Below are 16,913 nucleotides of genomic sequence, written 5' to 3'. Positions count from 1 at the left end.
CCCCGTTCATTTCTGCAAGTAGTTTCCCCTATTGATCCGAATTTTATTTTTCATATTTTTATTTGACAAAATATTCTGAATTATATTAAGATTAATCCAGCAATTTTAAAAAACTACATACCATAACTGTACCTCCATTTCCTTACATACTCTTTTTTAATGGGCTCATACTATAGTCGCAGTTATGGAAATGAAAAAACGGGGGGAGAGTCCAAAGTGAAGTCATTATTACGAAAAAAAGCGCTTAGTACTGAATCACCAAAGCAGCTAGATAGAACATTAACTGCACTCGATTTAACGTTTTTAGGGATCGGCGCCGTAATTGGGACAGGGATCTTTGTATTAACAGGTATTGTTGCAGCAAAACATTCTGGTCCTGGTATTATGCTATCATTCCTTATTGCTGCATTTACTTGTGCTTGTGTAGCCTTTTGTTATGCTGAATTTGCTTCTTCTATTCCTGTCTCAGGAAGTGTGTATACTTACGCATACATGACAGTCGGAGAAGTCGTCGCCTTCATCGTCGGATGGTGTTTAATGCTCGAATATTTACTTGCCGTTGCAGCAGTAGCTGTCGGTTGGTCTGGTTATTTGCAATCATTACTACAAGGGTTCAATATACACCTACCCGCCATAATCGCCTCGGCCCCCGGCGTAGGAAAAGGTGGTCTCATCGATTTACCAGCTGTCTGCATTTTACTTCTTATTACTGGTCTTTTAAGTTTTGGTATACGTGAAAGTGCACGCATTAATAATATTATGGTTCTTATTAAACTAGCTGTTATCATTGCCTTTATCGTAGCAGGCGCAAAATATGTAAAACCTGAAAACTGGACACCGTTCATTCCATTCGGATACGACGGTATTATTACCGGAGCTGCCACTGTATTCTTCGCCTTTTTAGGTTTTGATGCAATCGCAACCGCTGCAGAAGAAACGAAAAAACCGCAGCGTGACTTACCAATTGGTATTATCGGTTCTCTTCTTATTTGTACTGTTTTATATATGATCGTATCTTTCGTTTTAACAGGTATGGTTCCTTATACGCAATTAGACGTTTCTGATCCAGTTGCATTTGCATTGCATTTCGTTGGTGAGGATGCAATTGCAGGACTACTCGCTGTTGGAGCGATGACTGGAATGACAACCGTTCTCTTAGTCGTTATGTATGGACAAGTTCGAGTTTCGTATGCGATGAGCCGTGACGGTCTACTTCCAAAAGCGTTAGCACGTGTAAATAAAAGAGTAAAAATCCCTTTATTAAATACGTGGATTACTGGCGTTATTGCCGCTTTATTAGCAGGACTTTTAGATTTACATTTGCTAGCAAATTTAGTAAACATCGGTACGTTAACAGCCTTTACATTCGTTTGCTGCGCGGTACTTATTTTACGAAAAACACATCCTGATTTAAAACGTGGATTCCGTACACCTTTCGTACCTGTATTACCAGTTGTCGCGATTCTTTGCTGTTTATATTTGATGGCTAATTTATCTAAAACGACATGGATTAGCTTTATAGCTTGGCTTATAGTCGGTTTATGCTTCTATTTCTTCTACTCTAGAAAGCATAGCCATTTAGCTACCGAAAAAACGAATGATGAACAGAAAAAAGCATAACAAAATAGCTCGCCGTTTTAGCGGCGAGCTATCTTTCTGTACAATTATATTTTTTCGTTAACGATTGTAAAATGAAAAATATGCCGATGCAAGCTGTAAACCACGCCCAATTTCCTATTGGTGTAGAATATTTAAAAACGCCAATACCTACAAGCACTATGAAAATGATTACTTGATATATGAGCTTCCACTTTTGCATATATTCCCTCCTTTACTTCGTTCCCTTCTTTTTATTCTTCCAGGCATTCAAACTATCAAAGAAAAAGTTAATAAATAACGTTCCTAGTCCTGCTAATAAGAAAGTCATTAAAAATAAAACCCAAATACTTTTCTCTTTTAAGAAATAATATCCTACAAGGAGCACAACCGCGATCCATACATATTCAAGAATTCTTTTTAGCTTTTTCTGTTCCAAATTATTCGCTCCTTCTTTCTATGCTACTTTTAGTATAACAAAAAAGAAGCCTATCATGATAAGCTTCTTTTCTTCTCTCTTATTTGTTCATACTTTTTTCAACGAGTGAAATCGCATATTCTAATGTACGATTCATCGTTTCTACCTGTGCATCTTTTACCTTCGCATCTTTTAATACAGCTTCTGCAACTGTAATTTTTTGTTGCAATGATTTCACTGAACCATCTGTTACATTTACAGCTTGCGCTTTCTTCACTACTGCTTTTGCAGATTCAATATTGATCTGTAATTTTTCTTTCGGTGTTTTTGGTTGTTCTTCTGCCACTTTTGATTGTACGAATGTTACATTAGCTGTTTTTAATTCGTTATATGTTTGAATAATTTGTTCCCCAGTACTTCCTACATTTTCAAATGCTTGCTTAGCAGTGTTATAGCTTTTTTCTAGTTCTTGAAATGCTTCCTTTGAATATTGACCTGGCTTACCACCAAACTCATACGTACCATCTAACACTTCCTTTACTTTTCCTAGCTCCTCATATAATGCGTTGACTTGCTCTAATTTCGTACGGTTAGAAAATTCATTGTACGCTGCTAATACTTCTGAAGAACTTAACGCTTTACTATATAATTTTGCAAGCACGATTTGACCGTTTAATGGAATGCCGCCATTTCCATTGCTATCAGGATCCGCTCCAAATGCAAATGGTACGTTCGGGTTATAAACTTTTCCTTGAGCTAACTGACTATTTACTTTTTTACCATCTACGTAAATTGCCACTTCGCTTCCGTTATATGTTCCTGTTAAATGATACGTTTTGTTCGCTTCCAATTGAACGCCAACACGTTTGTAGCTACCGCCAATGTGAGCCCATAATTCAACATATCCACTTCCTGTAGACTCAAAACCAATTCCGCCGCTCTCTGTATTTTGCAAAATACCTTGTCCGCGAATTTCATTCATTGAAAACACAGTTTCTAACGTAAACGTATTTGCTATTTTCTCTTTTTGTGCTGCTGAAAATGGAATATATCCAAATGTATTAGCTTTTCCATTTAACTTCATAACATTCTTTTTCAATGCTTTATCATATTCAATAGTCACATTACCCTTCAATTCACCTTTTGTACCAAATGGTGAATTGTCTTTAAATGTACCATCTGAGAAATTCACATCAAAAATATCAGCCTTTGGTACTTTCACATTCGGATCAATGTTATCTTTTTTCGTAGTAATTTCTGCCGTTAACGGTTGCACACTTTCATTACCAAATGAATCAATCGCGACTACTTCAAACGTATATGTTCTCCCGCCATCTAATCCTGCAAGTGTAAATGTCAGTTCTTTCGGCACTGGGTCACGATAAAACTCTGAAAATGCTAGTAATTTATTTTTTATTTCTCCAGTTTGCTTATCTCTAGCTTGTACGCGATAAGAATGAACAAGAAGGTTGTCCAATGCTTGCATGAATGTTACTGTTGCTGCATTTTCTGTTACATTCGATACTGATAACTTTGCATCTTTTGCAAAAGATGGCTTTTCTTTATCACGATCTTCTACATGTGTAAAAGTTTCTTTCTTTGATGGCAACTGAATTTTCCATGGCTCGCCTGTCCAAGAATTCGTATGGAAATCGCGTCGATTAATCGTTACTTCTTTATCGTCTACTTCTACTAATAAACCTTGGCTTAATGCACGCGATTCTGAAGGAATATTCCCTTGCACTTTGCCACCCTCTACCTCCATATAGCTTACAGAAGAGGTACCAACAGATGTAAAGTCCTTTTGATGAATCGATCTTGGATCATCTAATGGATAATGCGAATGACCTGAAAACGTAATGACTTGTGGATATTCTTTTAATACTGCATTAATTTTTGCACTATCCTTCGTTCCCCATTCTTGGCTACCGTACACTGTATCTTTAATATGTTGATGTAAAAATACAAAAATCGGTTTTTCTGGATCATCTTTTTGCGCCTTTGCCATTTCTTCTTTTAACCAATTAATTTGTTTGTCCGAATAATACCCATGTGTCGTTTCATTTTCTGGAGACATTACGATAAAATGATACCCTTTTACCACTTTATGATAATAAATTGATTCCATTCCTGTTTTTTCTAAGAAACGCTTCTGTGCTCCCTCTACTGATAAACCGTTCCAATAATCATGATTACCTAGAGAATTCATTCGTACCGCATCTTTATTTGCATTGTCATTATACACTTGCATGAAACGATCATATTGCTGCACAGACCCTGAATCAGTAAAATCTCCTACAATTACGAACGCATCTTGCTTTGGTGCAAGCGTATTGAACTGTTCAATCGCTCTTTTCCAGCGAAACATATCATCTGTTCCACTATTTTTAATATGAACATCACTTACAACGGGGAAAACTATTTTCTTCTCACTTGGTGCCTTTTCTTGCTTTTTCTCTTCCGCTTTGACTGATGTACTCCACGGAAATGATACAAATGCTAATACAAAAACCATCAATAATCCAATAAGACCTTTTACTTTTCGTAAAGCAATTCTTTCCACGTGAATCCTCCTCATAATAATTGATTCATTACAAGGGCTATTTTATCTAATACATGTTAATGTCGTTTAAATAAAAAATGAAGTTTATTAGATTTTTGTAAATATACAGTTAATTAGAAATTAAGTCCAACATTCCTCGTACTATTGTATACAACCACCTTTTGTCTAAAAGAGTCTGATCATTCTTTTCCTATGACTATTCACATATAATCTTTTCTATAACACTAATGATAAGTTAAGGTTTAAGCCTATTAGACAATCTTAATTTTTAATATTTCCTTCTTTTTTTAACACATCGGCCATGCTTTTACATTTAATAGTAGTAAAAGACCACTTAAAAGGAGGGGTTGTATTGAAGAATAAAAAAAATATCGGCTGTTTCGCTCCTTTATCTATTATTTGTCCAGCCCCTTGTCCACCGCCCCCTCCTCCAAATCCAAATTGCGAGCGAGTAACAAATGAATTTGCAGGGAATTTCCTTATAACTAATAACACCATTCCTTCTACCAAAGATGCATCACAATCAATGATACTGTGGCAAAGTGATGGGATACTACTTATATCAGGTACTGTTTCGGTTTACAATAGTACTAGCAGCACAGAATCAATTACAATTCAAATCGTTGGAGCCACAACCAATATTTTCACTGTGTTTCCTGGTAATACAATATCGTACACAGGAAAAAACTTACAGTCAGTCAGTATTATCAATATAACAAGTAATCCTTCACTATATTTAGAAGGCAAGTACTGTTGCGAATTTACATGTTGCTTATAGAATACCAATTTCATTACTTTCTCAAAAAAAGCATACCGTTCACGGTATGCTTTTTATGAGATTGGATAACGTACTGTAATACAAAACTCACCTTGATTAACAGTCGTTCCTGTCGTAGTAATTCGGACAGTAGTAAAATATCGGACAGTGAAAGTACCACTACTTTGTGGTTGTACAGTAATTGTATCAACTACTGTTGCCCCTACTAAAAAATCAACTGTAATCGGGTTGGCTCCCACATCGTATTTCACGTAACCTGAACCATATACTTCTTGCGTGATATTATTTGTATATACAATTTGAGTACCAGCACCTGTAATAGACCAGTCTGTACATACTTGGTCTTGCACAAGTGTTTTATTAGAACAACAAGACAAACTGGAACTTCTCATTCCCATTTTGAACCTCTCCTATTCTGCTATGAAAGTGGATAACGTGTTGTAATACAAAATTCTCCCTGATACGTTCCAGCAGGTGTTGCAGGTAACACAACTTGTATACTATCAAAGCGGCGATACGTAAAAGCAATACTCGTTCCTGGGTTTAATGTTTGTGTATCAATTGTACCCCCAGCAGAATCAAGTACCTCTACAGTAATTGGGCCTGGTCCAACATCATATTTAACAAAACCAGTACCAACTACGTTTTGGTTAATATTATTTGTATAGAGAACATTATCAATTGCTGTTGCAACTACAGTAGCAGACCACGGACTACACACTTTATCTTGCACATAATTTTTATCTGGACAACAAGTTAATGCTGACCCTGAGCACTCACAAGACATAGTTGTTTCCCCTCTCTCTTTTATATTCCCTATATGTGTATGTCCCTCAGAGTCTTTTGCCTGTACTATTCATCTATTTTCAAAAAATATTCAAATGACTAGATAGATTCCGTTTTATTTCTTTTCTTCATATATTTATAGACAAAGATACTAGCAACGATAAGAATAACGCCTCCTAATATCGGTAGCATATATTGCCCAACAACGTCCGCTGCTTTTTCCCAATGAGGACCTAATTTCATTCCAAAATAAACATATAAAGTCGTTAATGGGAACATTGCTACAAATGTATATATACTAAATTTCCATATGTTCATTTTCGCCATACCACACGGAACAGAAATAAGCGTTCGAACTCCTGGCACAAAGCGTCCAACAAATGCTACAACCGGTCCATATTTCTCAAAGAAATCATCTGCTTTTTGAATTTGTTCTTCTTTAATGAAGAAGTATTTCCCGTATTTTATTAATAGAGGACGACCGCCGTAATAACCGAGTGCATATAACGTTAAAGGTCCTGTCGTTCCGCCAAGGGTTCCGGCTAGTACAGCAAGCCAAAAATTCATATCTCCCTCGTACACCCAATAACCAACCATGGGCAAAACTACTTCTGCTGGAATAAATTCAAACGTTAATGCTAACACAACTCCAAAATAAGAAAACTGCTTTAAAAACTCGATTATATCTAAAATAATTTGCTCCATATTTTTAACTCCTATCCTACGTTTACGTTATGCTTTTCTTGTAATTGAACTGGCGCCATTTTTACAATTCGGTTCAAAATAAATAACACAATTCCAATATCATCTAAAATACCGATAAACGGTAAGAAGTCTGGAATTAAATCGAGCGGCATCGCAACATAACCAACTAAAAACGCAATAGATAAAATTTTCTTCTTTATTGAAACCTCTTTTGAAGTGAAAAAGTCAAATAGAAATGGAACAAATCGGCGAACATGAAATACAACTCTTAATCTACTAATAAGTTTTTTCATTTTTATATCTCCTCTCTTTGTATACAAAAAGGACCCTACCAAACATGGTAAGGGTCCTAAAAAAGACAATAAGGGGCCTTTACCATTGCTGGTAAAGGTCTCACTAACAACGGAACGTTGCCAATAAAGCCGAGGGTTTCTCCCTGTAATGACGACTTTACTGTAATAAGTTACTCCCCTTTATAGACAATTTTATACACTCACATTAAAATATTTCGAAGGGCTTGTCAATATATTTTATATCTCAGGCTCTCCCGCTTACTCTTCACTAAAAAAGCAAATAAACGTATAGGAAATTTCTTACTATCTCATAATATACATAATCATTTGTAAGGAAAGGAGAGGCTTCATTTGCATACCGTATGGAAAGGTGCACTCTCACTTGGATTATTAAATATAGGAATTAAACTATATAGTGCTGTAGAAGAAAACGATATAAAATTTTTAAGTCTCCATAAAGAATGCTTAACACCTATTAAATATAAAAAATTTGCTCCCGATTGCACGGATGAAGAAATCGATGATACAGATATTGTAAAAGCCTATGAATACGCACCTCATAAATACATTATTATAGATGAAAAAGAATTGGCTGAATTACAAAAAGCTCACGAACCACGCTCCATTCGTATTATATCTTTTGTCCAAAATAACGAAATCGATTCTGTTCTTTATGACCGTTCTTATTTTATAGGCCCTACCCCAGGACATGAAAAATCATATTTATTATTAAAAGAGGCTCTTGAACGTACAAATAAACTTGGGCTTATTCATATTTCTATTAGAAAAAAACAACATTTAGCTATTATCCGTAACTTTGAAGATGGGCTTATGTTACAAACTATTCACTATCCTAATGAAATTCGCGATATAACAAATACACCTAACTTACCAAGTAATGAAAATTATCCTATTCAAAAACAAGAACTCACAGCAGCAATTAATTTAATCCACCACCTTACAAATCCTTTTGAACAAGAAATGTATACAGATGAGTATAAAGAAGCACTTACCGAACTAATCGAAAACAAAATTGAACAACAGGAAAAAACCGAAACAATCTCTCCAACTCCAAACATCATCAATATTATGGAGACATTACAGGCAAGTATTGAACAAGCGAAAATAAAAAGAGAAAATAAAACAGAAAAAGAGGCCAAATAAAATTGGCCTCTTTTTTCTTTAAAGCGGATTACATTTTGGTATCTCAAGTCCAGATGATTGCGCTAATTTTAATAAGTAATAACATTCTTCTCTTGCCATATGATCCGCCATTCTAGCAGATAATGTACTTAATATTTCATTCGATAACTCTAGCTCTTCAACTTCATGGAGAAAATGTGAAAATAATTTTAACTCAAGTGAAACATCTTTTGTAAACTTCTTTAATGCAGGAAAATGATGAAGCTCTGTCCGTAAATACCCTGTCATCTCAACTGCCTTTAAGTAAAATTTTTCAAAGTGCTTCGTGAATTCTTCACTTTTCTCTTTTAATCTTTTTTCAACAAGATCTAGTCCACCAGAAATAGATCCTGCATGACCAGCCGCATCTGTTAACCAAACAAGGTGATAATGTAATTCATGAAAAACAGGCGGAACTTCTCCTTTCTTTAAAAATTCTAACACTGTTATATACTCTTCTACTTCGTTTACCATATGATTGATGAAAGTTGGCGTAAAATGAATAGTGATTTTTCCCTCGAGTTGTTTCTGTATAATACTTAATTTAAACATTCTTATTTCCTTTGCGGCTCGTTCTGCCTCTTTTGAAAATGTAATGAGATTCACATTATGTACTTTATTTAAAAGATTCGTAAATGTTTCAAGAAAATAAGCGGCCTTCTTTATATCCTCTTTTTCCTTCGGAGCTAATGCATCAAGTAAAAATTGCGAATGATCAGTAAGCACCTTTAGCCAAAATTGATGCTCAAACAACGCACTTTCTTCATAATTTCTCTCCACTAAATCCCCTCCTTTTATTCGGCCTTCTCTATCACTTGAAGTTTGTATCCATCTGGGTCTTGTACTACAATACTCTTCTCACTTTTGTTTTCCATATATAAAATTTCATAAAACGCTAGCTTCTTTTTTAACTTCTCTATGTTAGAAATCGAAAATGTTAAACCATCGCATGAATTCGTAACACTCTTCTCTCTTCCTCCTAACATGCGATTCATAACAAAACTAATTCTCGTTGAATCGGCATCATACCAAACACCTGTAATATCTAATTGTGGTCTTTCTGAACTAGGTGTTATTCCTAAAATTCCTTCGTAAAAATACAGAGTTTCCTTTAAGTTCTTTACTTCTAACACAATTAAATTTTTTACATTCTCCACATTCATTCCCCCTGCACTTATTACTTTTTTATATGTGTCATAAAGGCCTATTATGTCTGAATATAATACGTAGTAATGAACATTTAAGGAGGTTTATTCGTGAATAAATATATGAGATCATTCGTGCCCTATCATAGTCCTCTCGATCCTTGTCCTCCTATCGGAAAAAAATATTATTCTACTCCTCCTAATTTATTTTTAGGCTTTCAACCGCCAAACTTACCGCAATTCACGCCAAAAGAAGCACTACAAAAAGGGACTTTATGGCCTGTTTTTTATGACTATTATGAAAATCCTTATAAAAAAGGGCGGTGACTACTGACGTGACTCAATCGCTACCAGAAGAATACTATCAGCTTTTACTGGAGCTTCAAGAACTGGACTTTGTACTAGTTGAACTCACTCTTTATTTAGATACACATCCAGATGACACCGCTGCGATTAATCAATTTAATGATTTTTCCTATAAACGGAGAGTATTAAAACAAAAGATGGAAGAAAAATACGGACCACTCCAACAGTTTGGAAACAGCTATTCTAATGCCCCTTGGGAATGGAGCAAAGGTCCTTGGCCATGGCAAATATAAAGGAGAGAAACTATGTGGATTTATGAAAAGAAATTACAATACCCAGTTAAAGTGGGAACTTGCAATCCAGCACTTGCAAAATTATTAATTGAGCAATACGGCGGTGCAGATGGCGAGTTAGCTGCTGCACTACGTTACTTAAATCAACGTTATACAATTCCTGATAAAGTCATTGGCCTTCTTACTGATATTGGCACAGAAGAATTTGCTCACCTTGAAATGATTGCTACGATGGTTTATAAGCTGACGAAAGATGCGACTCCTGAACAGATGAAGGCAGCTGGTCTTGACCCTCATTACGTCGACCATGACAGCGCTCTTCATTACCATAACGCTGCTGGTGTTCCATTTACTGCAACCTATATACAGGCTAAAGGTGATCCAATTGCCGATCTATACGAGGATATTGCAGCTGAAGAAAAAGCACGCGCAACATATCAATGGCTCATTAACTTATCAGATGATCCAGATATAAATGACAGCCTACGCTTTTTACGTGAACGAGAAATTGTCCATTCACAACGTTTCCGAGAAGCAGTTGAAATTTTAAAAGAAGAACGTGATAAAAAAATATTTTTTTAAAACATGTATCCTAGCGGTATGTGTTTTTTTATGTTAAAAGTTAAATCCTTCCTATTAAACATATAAATAGTATATTTATTCGATTTAATGCATTATTTTTTAATATTTTCAAAATTCCCTATTGCTTTCTAATCATCAGACCTTTAAAATAATAACAGTTACTCGACAAATTATTTGAATTTTCGACAAAAAATACTCATTAGGAGGATTTTCTTTATATGCGTACAACTTTAAAACCAGCGCAAATACTTTCGATTAGTTTATTACTATTCGCAGTTTTCTTCGGTGCTGGTAATATGATTTTCCCGCCCCTTCTTGGTCTTTCTTCCGGAGAAAATATGTGGGTTTCCATTACAGGGTTTATTATTACAGACGTCGGTTTATCTTTACTTGCTATCGTTGCTGTTGCCCTTGCTGGTGGTAGTTTTAACACTTTAGCGAGCCGTGTTCATCCAAAATTCGCAGCAGTATTCGCTATCATTATTTATCTTTCAATCGGCCCACTATTTGTTATTCCACGAACTGGATCTGTATCTTATGAAATCGGGATTGCACCACTTTTCCCAGATCAATGGTATTCTATGTTAGTTTTTAGTGCGATTTTCTTCACAGTCGTTTACTTCTTATCATTAAATCCATCCAAGCTAGTAGATCATATCGGTAAAATATTAACGCCAATTTTACTTGTAATTATTGCAATTATGGCAACAAAAGCGATTCTTTCACCAGGGACGTTTGCAGAACCTATCGGTGACTATAAAGACATCCCGTTTTTCAAAGGATTTCTTGAAGGATTTTTAACGTTAGATGCAATTGGGGCTCTCGTACTATCAACAATTGTTGTAAATGCAATTCGTCAAAATGGTATACAAGAGAAGAAATCTATCGCAAAATATACAATCATTTGCGGAAGTATCGCTGCTCTATTCTTAACAATTGTTTACTTCTTACTCGGTTATATTGGAGCTTCAAACGGAAACTTAGGACAATTCGAAAACGGTGGGCAGCTATTAGCTACTGTTATGTATCAATTCTTTGGGACAAGCGGTAATATTTTATTAAGTATCGCCATTATCTTCGCTTGTTTAACAACGGCAATTGGTGTTGTGAGTGCATTTGCAAATTACTTCACAACAGTGCTAACAAATGTTTCATACAAAAAGCTTGTACTATACGTTTGTATCTTTAGTTTCGTTATTTCAAACTTAGGATTAAGCTTATTAATTAAAATCACATTACCTGTATTAATTATTTTGTACCCAATTACGATCATTTTAGTTTTCGTATCATTTATCGATAAATATACGAAACGTAAACCTTCTGTCTACATTGGAGCGATGATCGCAGCGTTTATTATTAGCTGTATTCATGCACTTGATAATGTGGAAATGATACCAGATTTTATCGCTAATATCGTACACACCATTCCTTTTTATAACTTAGGAATTGGCTGGATCATTCCAGCAATAATCGGTGGTATAATTGGATACTTTATTCCGCAAACAGAAGCTGCAGGTGAAGTTTCTACAAAATAAAAAAAAGAAGCAAGCATGAAATCCATGCTTGCTTCTTTTTCTCTTCACATCGTATGTTTAAAAGTAAATAAATCTTCTTTTGACTGCACAACAGATTGTTCCGCTTCTACTACGTCCTTCTTTATCTCTCCTCCTAATCTTACTTTCAACATCGCCTCTTCTATACTTTTTACAATCATATTTCCTGAAAAAATAGTAAGTCCAAAAAATGTAATCGGAACGAGAGGGATCCACGGATTCACTGTTAATGATCTAAAATAGACTCCAATTAAGCCTGACCATTCATGTGTGTATGATTCTATTTCTTCTATCGGTCCTAAAAACTGAACTGTTCCGCCAAAGAATATTTCTAGTAACCCTAAGTGCAGTAAAATAGTAAGAGTTTGCGTAAACTGCTGAAAAAATACAAGTATAAACGTCATATAGAGATGCGGGAAAATATGCTTTATAACAATATGCCTTCTCGATCCACCTAATATGCACGCAGCTTCAATAAATTCTTCGGTTCTCAACTTACGGACTTCCTTCGCAACATACAGTGCAATAACTGGCATCACAAGCATTACAAGTAATAAAACTTGAAACGAAGCCCTTTCAAAAAAGGTTGTTGTTTCCTCTCCACTCCCAAATGCATTTGCAAAGTGAAGAAAAAAGTACGCAATCATAACTGTTGGAATAACTGTAAAACTATCAAAGAAAGCCTCAATTTTTGAAAAACCTCTTTTTACATATGTTCCAAGCACAACACCAAAAAACACACCTATCACCATTCTAAGTGCCGCAATTAAAATAGATATACCAATCGTCCACTTCGCACCTTCAATGACTAAATGTAACAGGTCGTATCCTTTCCGGTCTGTCCCGAGTAAAAATTGTAATGAAGGTGAAAACGGTGGCACTTGTGGATTTTCATCTGCATCATATTGCAATGTAACTTGCCTAATGTGTCCATCATTCCATAACGTATTTCCGATGCTCAAAAGAACTAATATGAGAAGAAACCCAATACTTATCCAAAATCTTTTATCGCGTTTTATATACATCCACATATTATAATCTCTCCTTCATCGCAGTTGGAATGAAATAATGAAACAGCTTGAATAAAATAAATATCGGGATATATATAAGCAGCATACTAACGATGAAAACCTCAACTCTAATACCCTCATACGATTTCAAAAACATAAAAATACCACCCGTATTAAAAATCCATTCTATAATATATAAATTAGATAACATAAAAAAGATATTCGTTTTCGCAAAGAATAATGTACTAAGCAACACATTTCGTAAAATATGACGATTTAAAATATGAAAACGCCCCAGCCCTTTCGCCTTAGCAAATAGTACATAATCTTTTTCTAGTTCATTTTCAAAACGAATCACTACCATTTTTACAAACATAATCGTAGTCGGGATGCTCAAACACAATATTGGCAACCCTCTAATCGACTCGCCTCCAATTGACGCAATTTGAAAAGGTAAAAAACCTGTTTGTTTAAAAAACCATACAACTAAGATTTGTGATACTAAAATAAGAAGAATATCTGGAATGGATTCTAGGAAGATAAGAAATGATTTAATTCGATGTTGTATACGCGGTGAACTACTCATAATTACATAAACAATGCAAAATGCTACAAATAATGAAATGAAAAAAGCAGCCAAAAAAATAAGAATCGTTTCTTTATAATGGACGAACAACTGTGGAAATAAAAATTTACCTCTCACATATTGCAAATTGGAAATATCCATTAAGTTCACAAACACTTCTTTTAAAGTCTGTATGTACTTTGATACATCCATCTTAAATCCATAAAATAATTTCGGCAAAGCCCCTAAAATAATAATCCCCAAAATCGAAATAAGAAATTGAATCGTCACTTCCATTCCATTTAGAAAAACTTTTTTGACCACGTTTTCCCTTCTCTCTATATATAATTTACCCCCTAATTTTATTCTTAATTTCCAGAATTGTAAATATTTTAAAGATAAAAAATCACTAGGCTATGATCCTAGTGATTCTTTATGCGCATGCCTCTCTCTTTTCGCAAACGGCATATACAAAGTGTAACATCCAATAAGCGCAGCTATTTCTAATGAAATAATATAGTAAGGATGCGGCCCTAACATATCGAGTAATGAAGCAGTTTCTGGCTTATGAGCTAAAAACATATAATTACCGCCTGTTTTGTAATTTACAAACGAAACAATCGGAATCAATATGTTTAAAAATATCATCGTACGTTTAATAGATTGTAATGTAGGACGATACCCTTCTACCCAAGTCATAAAGAGCGGTGCCCAAATGAGCAATACATGTGCGATGAAATATTCAATGAAACGAAAATGTGGAAAAGTATACTGCAAGTTCGGCGTTAAAATGGCTTGTGATGCACCAATAATTCCTGTAAAAAATACAATCTCATATATGCGATAACTTTTCGTTACAATCATAATCGACGCTAATAATAAACTAATCGTACATAACTCAAACGGTAATGAAGTAGCTAGCTCAAAAATCCCCGCTTTCCACTCCCACATATAGAGCCCAATTTCACTACCTATAAATAAAAATGCAATCGCATATCGAACCGTTATATTCCACTCACTTTGACGCAATAAATCTTGGTATTGATACAGAAAAAATATCCCCACCAACATAATAAATAATATAAGGACGTGTTGTCTTGAGTATGGAATAAACGATTTTAATGGATGCGCACTAAAATAAGCTTCCATCTTCCTTCCTCCTCTCCTTCATACAATATTATTGTAAGAAAGAAACAACGAGTCAATTCATTTGCTTATACTAGGACAACCTCTACCTTACATTTACATATTCATACCTTACAAAACTGTAAGGTTATTGTAAGCTAAAACGATTTGTCAGATTCTTCACCTCTTCTATACTTAATGTAGATACTAAAACGAACGAAAAGGTGATAAATAGATGAAAAAGAAAAATAAAGTGTTAATTACTAGTGTAGTAGCAATTGGAATTGCAGCTGGATCATACTTTGCATTTGCTGGTGGTGGCGGTTCAGAAGTAGCAATGGCATATAGCGGATATAAAGTAACTGAAAAACAAATCCAAAACGCGCAAAAATTTGGTGGCGAAGTTATTCCAAACGGAATTGAAACTATTTCATTCGATCCAACAAAAGGAACATATGAATTAGCTGTAAAAAAAGGCGATGAAGTGAAAAAAGGTCAGCTTCTGTTTAAATACAATGACCCTACTGCTAAACAAGGTGTAACAGAAGCAGAAATGCAAAAGAAAATCGCACAAAAAGAAGTAACGTTGTTTCAAAAACAAATTGATGCAGCGAAACAAAAATTACAAAAAGATAAAAATGCAGGCCTTCCTTCTGAAGCATTAAAAGCATCAGAAGTTGAAGTTGGGCAATTAGAATCACAACTTGAAATGAAAAAGTTTGAAGTTGAAAAAGCTGATGAAATGATTAAAGCAGCAAAAGAAAAAGTAAACACACTTTCTGTAACAAGTCCTGCTGATGGCGTAATTGATGATATCGTGAAAACTGCTGACGAAAAAACAGGTATGAGCGGAATTACTCTTCGTCACGCTGGTCAATTCAAGGTAAAAGGTCAACTTTCTGAATATGAGCTTGCTAGTATGAAAGTTGGGCAAGAAGTAACTGTTTCCTCAAAAACTGTCGCTGGTAAGACTTGGACAGGAAAAGTAACAGAAATCGGTTCTACACCATTAAAGAGCATGGATGAAAATAAAACTGTTTCTAACTATCAATTCACTGTCACATTAGATAATAGTGACGAACTACAAAACGGCTTCCACGTATACGTAACAAGTAAATCTGGCGAAGCAACTGGTACAATTGTTCCGAAAAGCAGTATCGTGAAAAAAGGTGACAAAAATGTTGTCTTCGTTGTAAAAGACGGTAAAGCGAAAGAACAAGCAGTTACTGTTGAATTCGAGACTGATAGCGAATCAAAAGTTTCTGGAGTGAAAAAAGGAGAGGAAGTTATCTCTAAACCTGAAAAAGACTTAAAAGATGGTATGGAGGTTGTCGCCCAGTGATTAACTTAAAAGGCATCACGAAATCCTTCCAAAATGGTGCAGAATCCGTTCAAATATTACACGGAATTGACGTAACACTGAATCAAGGAGAATTCACTTCTATTATGGGACCTTCTGGTTCTGGTAAATCAACATTAATGAACATTATTGGTTGCTTAGATAAACCGACGACGGGTACGTACGAACTAGCTGGACAAAACATTTCAAACATGTCTGAAACAGAACTTGCACATGTTCGTAATAAAGAAATCGGATTCGTATTCCAAAACTTCATGTTATTACCGAGACTTACAGCACTTCAAAATGTAGAGCTACCTCTTATTTACGCTGGAGTTGATAAAAAAGAAAGACGCGAACGCTCATTAGCCGCTTTAACAAAAGTCGGTTTAGCTGATCGCGCTACTCACTTACCAAACGAATTATCCGGTGGTCAAAAGCAACGTGTCGCCGTTGCCCGCGCAATCGTAAATAACCCAAAATTCATTTTAGCCGATGAACCGACGGGAGCACTTGATACGAAAACAAGTACACAAATTATGGACCTCTTTTACGAATTAAATAAACAAGGCTCAACAATCATTATGATTACCCATGACCGTGAAATTGGGGAAGCTGCAGCACGTCAAATTGTAATTCGTGACGGAAATGTCGTCCAAGATTGGAGAGGTTAA

Annotated in this window: 22 protein-coding genes; 9 read left to right on the top strand and 13 right to left on the bottom strand. The window is 35.2% G+C overall.

Features of this window, described 5'->3' with window-relative positions; translation table 11 throughout:
• Positions 1-159: 159 nt before the first annotated feature.
• Entirely contained in the window at positions 160-1,620 is a 1,461-nt protein-coding gene (locus DOS87_RS04255) for a branched-chain amino acid transporter BcaP (protein WP_003276830.1), read from the top strand.
• Positions 1,621-1,648: 28 nt separating this feature from the next.
• On the opposite strand, the gene DOS87_RS04250 is transcribed toward DOS87_RS04255, so the two are convergent.
• The 4 genes from DOS87_RS04250 to DOS87_RS29990 all read right to left on the bottom strand — a co-directional run bounded on the left by DOS87_RS04250 (position 1,649) and on the right by DOS87_RS29990 (position 5,087).
• Complete coding sequence (locus DOS87_RS04250) at positions 1,649-1,819, bottom strand: hypothetical protein (protein WP_001174833.1); 171 nt, start codon at positions 1,817-1,819, stop codon at positions 1,649-1,651.
• A 12-nt stretch (positions 1,820-1,831) separates the two neighbouring features.
• Positions 1,832-2,035, bottom strand: coding sequence for a hypothetical protein (locus DOS87_RS04245; protein WP_000435797.1), 204 nt, complete (start codon positions 2,033-2,035; stop codon positions 1,832-1,834).
• A 79-nt stretch (positions 2,036-2,114) separates the two neighbouring features.
• Positions 2,115-4,577, bottom strand: coding sequence for a LamG-like jellyroll fold domain-containing protein (locus DOS87_RS04240; RefSeq protein WP_140161825.1), 2,463 nt, complete (start codon positions 4,575-4,577; stop codon positions 2,115-2,117).
• 261 nt (positions 4,578-4,838) lie between these two features.
• On the bottom strand, positions 4,839-5,087 hold the full coding sequence (locus DOS87_RS29990; protein ID WP_003276823.1) for a hypothetical protein: 249 nt from the start codon (positions 5,085-5,087) through the stop codon (positions 4,839-4,841).
• Here DOS87_RS29990 and DOS87_RS04235 point away from each other — a divergent pair.
• Positions 4,972-5,355, top strand: coding sequence for an S-Ena type endospore appendage (locus tag DOS87_RS04235; RefSeq protein ID WP_223838136.1), 384 nt, complete (start codon positions 4,972-4,974; stop codon positions 5,353-5,355). The genes DOS87_RS29990 and DOS87_RS04235 overlap by 116 nt on opposite strands.
• A gap of 53 nt (positions 5,356-5,408) precedes the next feature.
• On the opposite strand, the gene DOS87_RS04230 is transcribed toward DOS87_RS04235, so the two are convergent.
• The 4 genes from DOS87_RS04230 to DOS87_RS04215 all read right to left on the bottom strand — a co-directional run bounded on the left by DOS87_RS04230 (position 5,409) and on the right by DOS87_RS04215 (position 7,139).
• Complete coding sequence (locus tag DOS87_RS04230; protein WP_000525819.1) at positions 5,409-5,753, bottom strand: DUF3992 domain-containing protein; 345 nt, start codon at positions 5,751-5,753, stop codon at positions 5,409-5,411.
• Positions 5,754-5,773: 20 nt separating this feature from the next.
• The gene (locus tag DOS87_RS04225) at positions 5,774-6,142 is read right to left on the bottom strand and encodes a DUF3992 domain-containing protein (RefSeq protein ID WP_001277542.1); all 369 of its coding nucleotides are present in this window, start codon (positions 6,140-6,142) and stop codon (positions 5,774-5,776) included.
• Between the two features lie 98 nt (positions 6,143-6,240).
• A complete protein-coding gene (locus tag DOS87_RS04220) occupies positions 6,241-6,846 on the bottom strand; it encodes a DedA family protein (RefSeq protein WP_000435017.1) in 606 nt (201 codons plus the stop codon).
• Between the two features lie 11 nt (positions 6,847-6,857).
• On the bottom strand, positions 6,858-7,139 hold the full coding sequence (locus DOS87_RS04215) for a YkvA family protein (protein ID WP_000733844.1): 282 nt from the start codon (positions 7,137-7,139) through the stop codon (positions 6,858-6,860).
• A gap of 351 nt (positions 7,140-7,490) precedes the next feature.
• Between DOS87_RS04215 and DOS87_RS04210 the strand changes: the two genes are divergently transcribed.
• Positions 7,491-8,303 carry a non-homologous end joining protein Ku gene (locus DOS87_RS04210; RefSeq protein ID WP_000557750.1) on the top strand — a complete coding sequence of 271 codons (813 nt, stop codon included), beginning with the start codon at positions 7,491-7,493 and terminating at the stop codon, positions 8,301-8,303.
• A gap of 18 nt (positions 8,304-8,321) precedes the next feature.
• Here DOS87_RS04210 and DOS87_RS04205 read toward each other — a convergent pair whose 3' ends face one another.
• The gene (locus DOS87_RS04205) at positions 8,322-9,101 is read right to left on the bottom strand and encodes a DUF2935 domain-containing protein (protein WP_000440984.1); all 780 of its coding nucleotides are present in this window, start codon (positions 9,099-9,101) and stop codon (positions 8,322-8,324) included.
• 14 nt (positions 9,102-9,115) lie between these two features.
• The gene (locus DOS87_RS04200) at positions 9,116-9,484 is read right to left on the bottom strand and encodes a VOC family protein (RefSeq protein ID WP_003257386.1); all 369 of its coding nucleotides are present in this window, start codon (positions 9,482-9,484) and stop codon (positions 9,116-9,118) included.
• 93 nt (positions 9,485-9,577) lie between these two features.
• Between DOS87_RS04200 and DOS87_RS04195 the strand changes: the two genes are divergently transcribed.
• The 4 genes from DOS87_RS04195 (at position 9,578) to brnQ2 (ending at position 12,182) form a co-directional block, all read left to right on the top strand.
• Complete coding sequence (locus DOS87_RS04195; protein ID WP_001046257.1) at positions 9,578-9,793, top strand: spore coat associated protein CotJA; 216 nt, start codon at positions 9,578-9,580, stop codon at positions 9,791-9,793.
• Positions 9,794-9,801: 8 nt separating this feature from the next.
• The gene (locus DOS87_RS04190; protein ID WP_000194492.1) at positions 9,802-10,065 is read left to right on the top strand and encodes a spore coat protein CotJB; all 264 of its coding nucleotides are present in this window, start codon (positions 9,802-9,804) and stop codon (positions 10,063-10,065) included.
• Between the two features lie 12 nt (positions 10,066-10,077).
• Positions 10,078-10,647, top strand: coding sequence for a spore coat protein CotJC (gene cotJC, locus DOS87_RS04185; protein WP_000265275.1), 570 nt, complete (start codon positions 10,078-10,080; stop codon positions 10,645-10,647).
• Positions 10,648-10,865: 218 nt separating this feature from the next.
• Positions 10,866-12,182 (top strand): branched-chain amino acid transport system II carrier protein BrnQ2, encoded by a 1,317-nt coding sequence (gene brnQ2 / locus DOS87_RS04180; protein WP_001260933.1) that lies wholly within the window; start codon positions 10,866-10,868, stop codon positions 12,180-12,182.
• Positions 12,183-12,226: 44 nt separating this feature from the next.
• Here brnQ2 and DOS87_RS04175 read toward each other — a convergent pair whose 3' ends face one another.
• The 3 genes from DOS87_RS04175 to DOS87_RS04165 all read right to left on the bottom strand — a co-directional run bounded on the left by DOS87_RS04175 (position 12,227) and on the right by DOS87_RS04165 (position 14,924).
• Positions 12,227-13,231, bottom strand: coding sequence for an ABC transporter permease (locus DOS87_RS04175; protein ID WP_000266973.1), 1,005 nt, complete (start codon positions 13,229-13,231; stop codon positions 12,227-12,229).
• Between the two features lies 1 nt (position 13,232).
• Complete coding sequence (locus DOS87_RS04170) at positions 13,233-14,099, bottom strand: ABC transporter permease subunit (protein WP_000239683.1); 867 nt, start codon at positions 14,097-14,099, stop codon at positions 13,233-13,235.
• Positions 14,100-14,189: 90 nt separating this feature from the next.
• Positions 14,190-14,924, bottom strand: coding sequence for a YwaF family protein (locus DOS87_RS04165; RefSeq protein ID WP_000388717.1), 735 nt, complete (start codon positions 14,922-14,924; stop codon positions 14,190-14,192).
• Between the two features lie 211 nt (positions 14,925-15,135).
• Between DOS87_RS04165 and DOS87_RS04160 the strand changes: the two genes are divergently transcribed.
• Both DOS87_RS04160 and DOS87_RS04155 read left to right on the top strand, forming a co-directional pair.
• Positions 15,136-16,242: an efflux RND transporter periplasmic adaptor subunit gene (locus DOS87_RS04160; protein WP_000728803.1), complete on the top strand. Its 1,107-nt coding sequence runs from the start codon at positions 15,136-15,138 to the stop codon at positions 16,240-16,242.
• Positions 16,239-16,913 carry an ABC transporter ATP-binding protein gene (locus DOS87_RS04155; RefSeq protein WP_000609101.1) on the top strand — a complete coding sequence of 225 codons (675 nt, stop codon included), beginning with the start codon at positions 16,239-16,241 and terminating at the stop codon, positions 16,911-16,913. Before DOS87_RS04160 ends, DOS87_RS04155 begins: the two co-directional genes overlap by 4 nt.

The sequence above is a fragment of the Bacillus sp. CR71 genome (assembly GCF_003429245.1).
Classification (GTDB): Bacteria; Bacillota; Bacilli; order Bacillales; family Bacillaceae_G; genus Bacillus_A; species Bacillus_A thuringiensis_S.
Note: the sequence above shows the minus strand (reverse complement) of the source record. Positions and strands in the feature narration are given on the sequence as shown.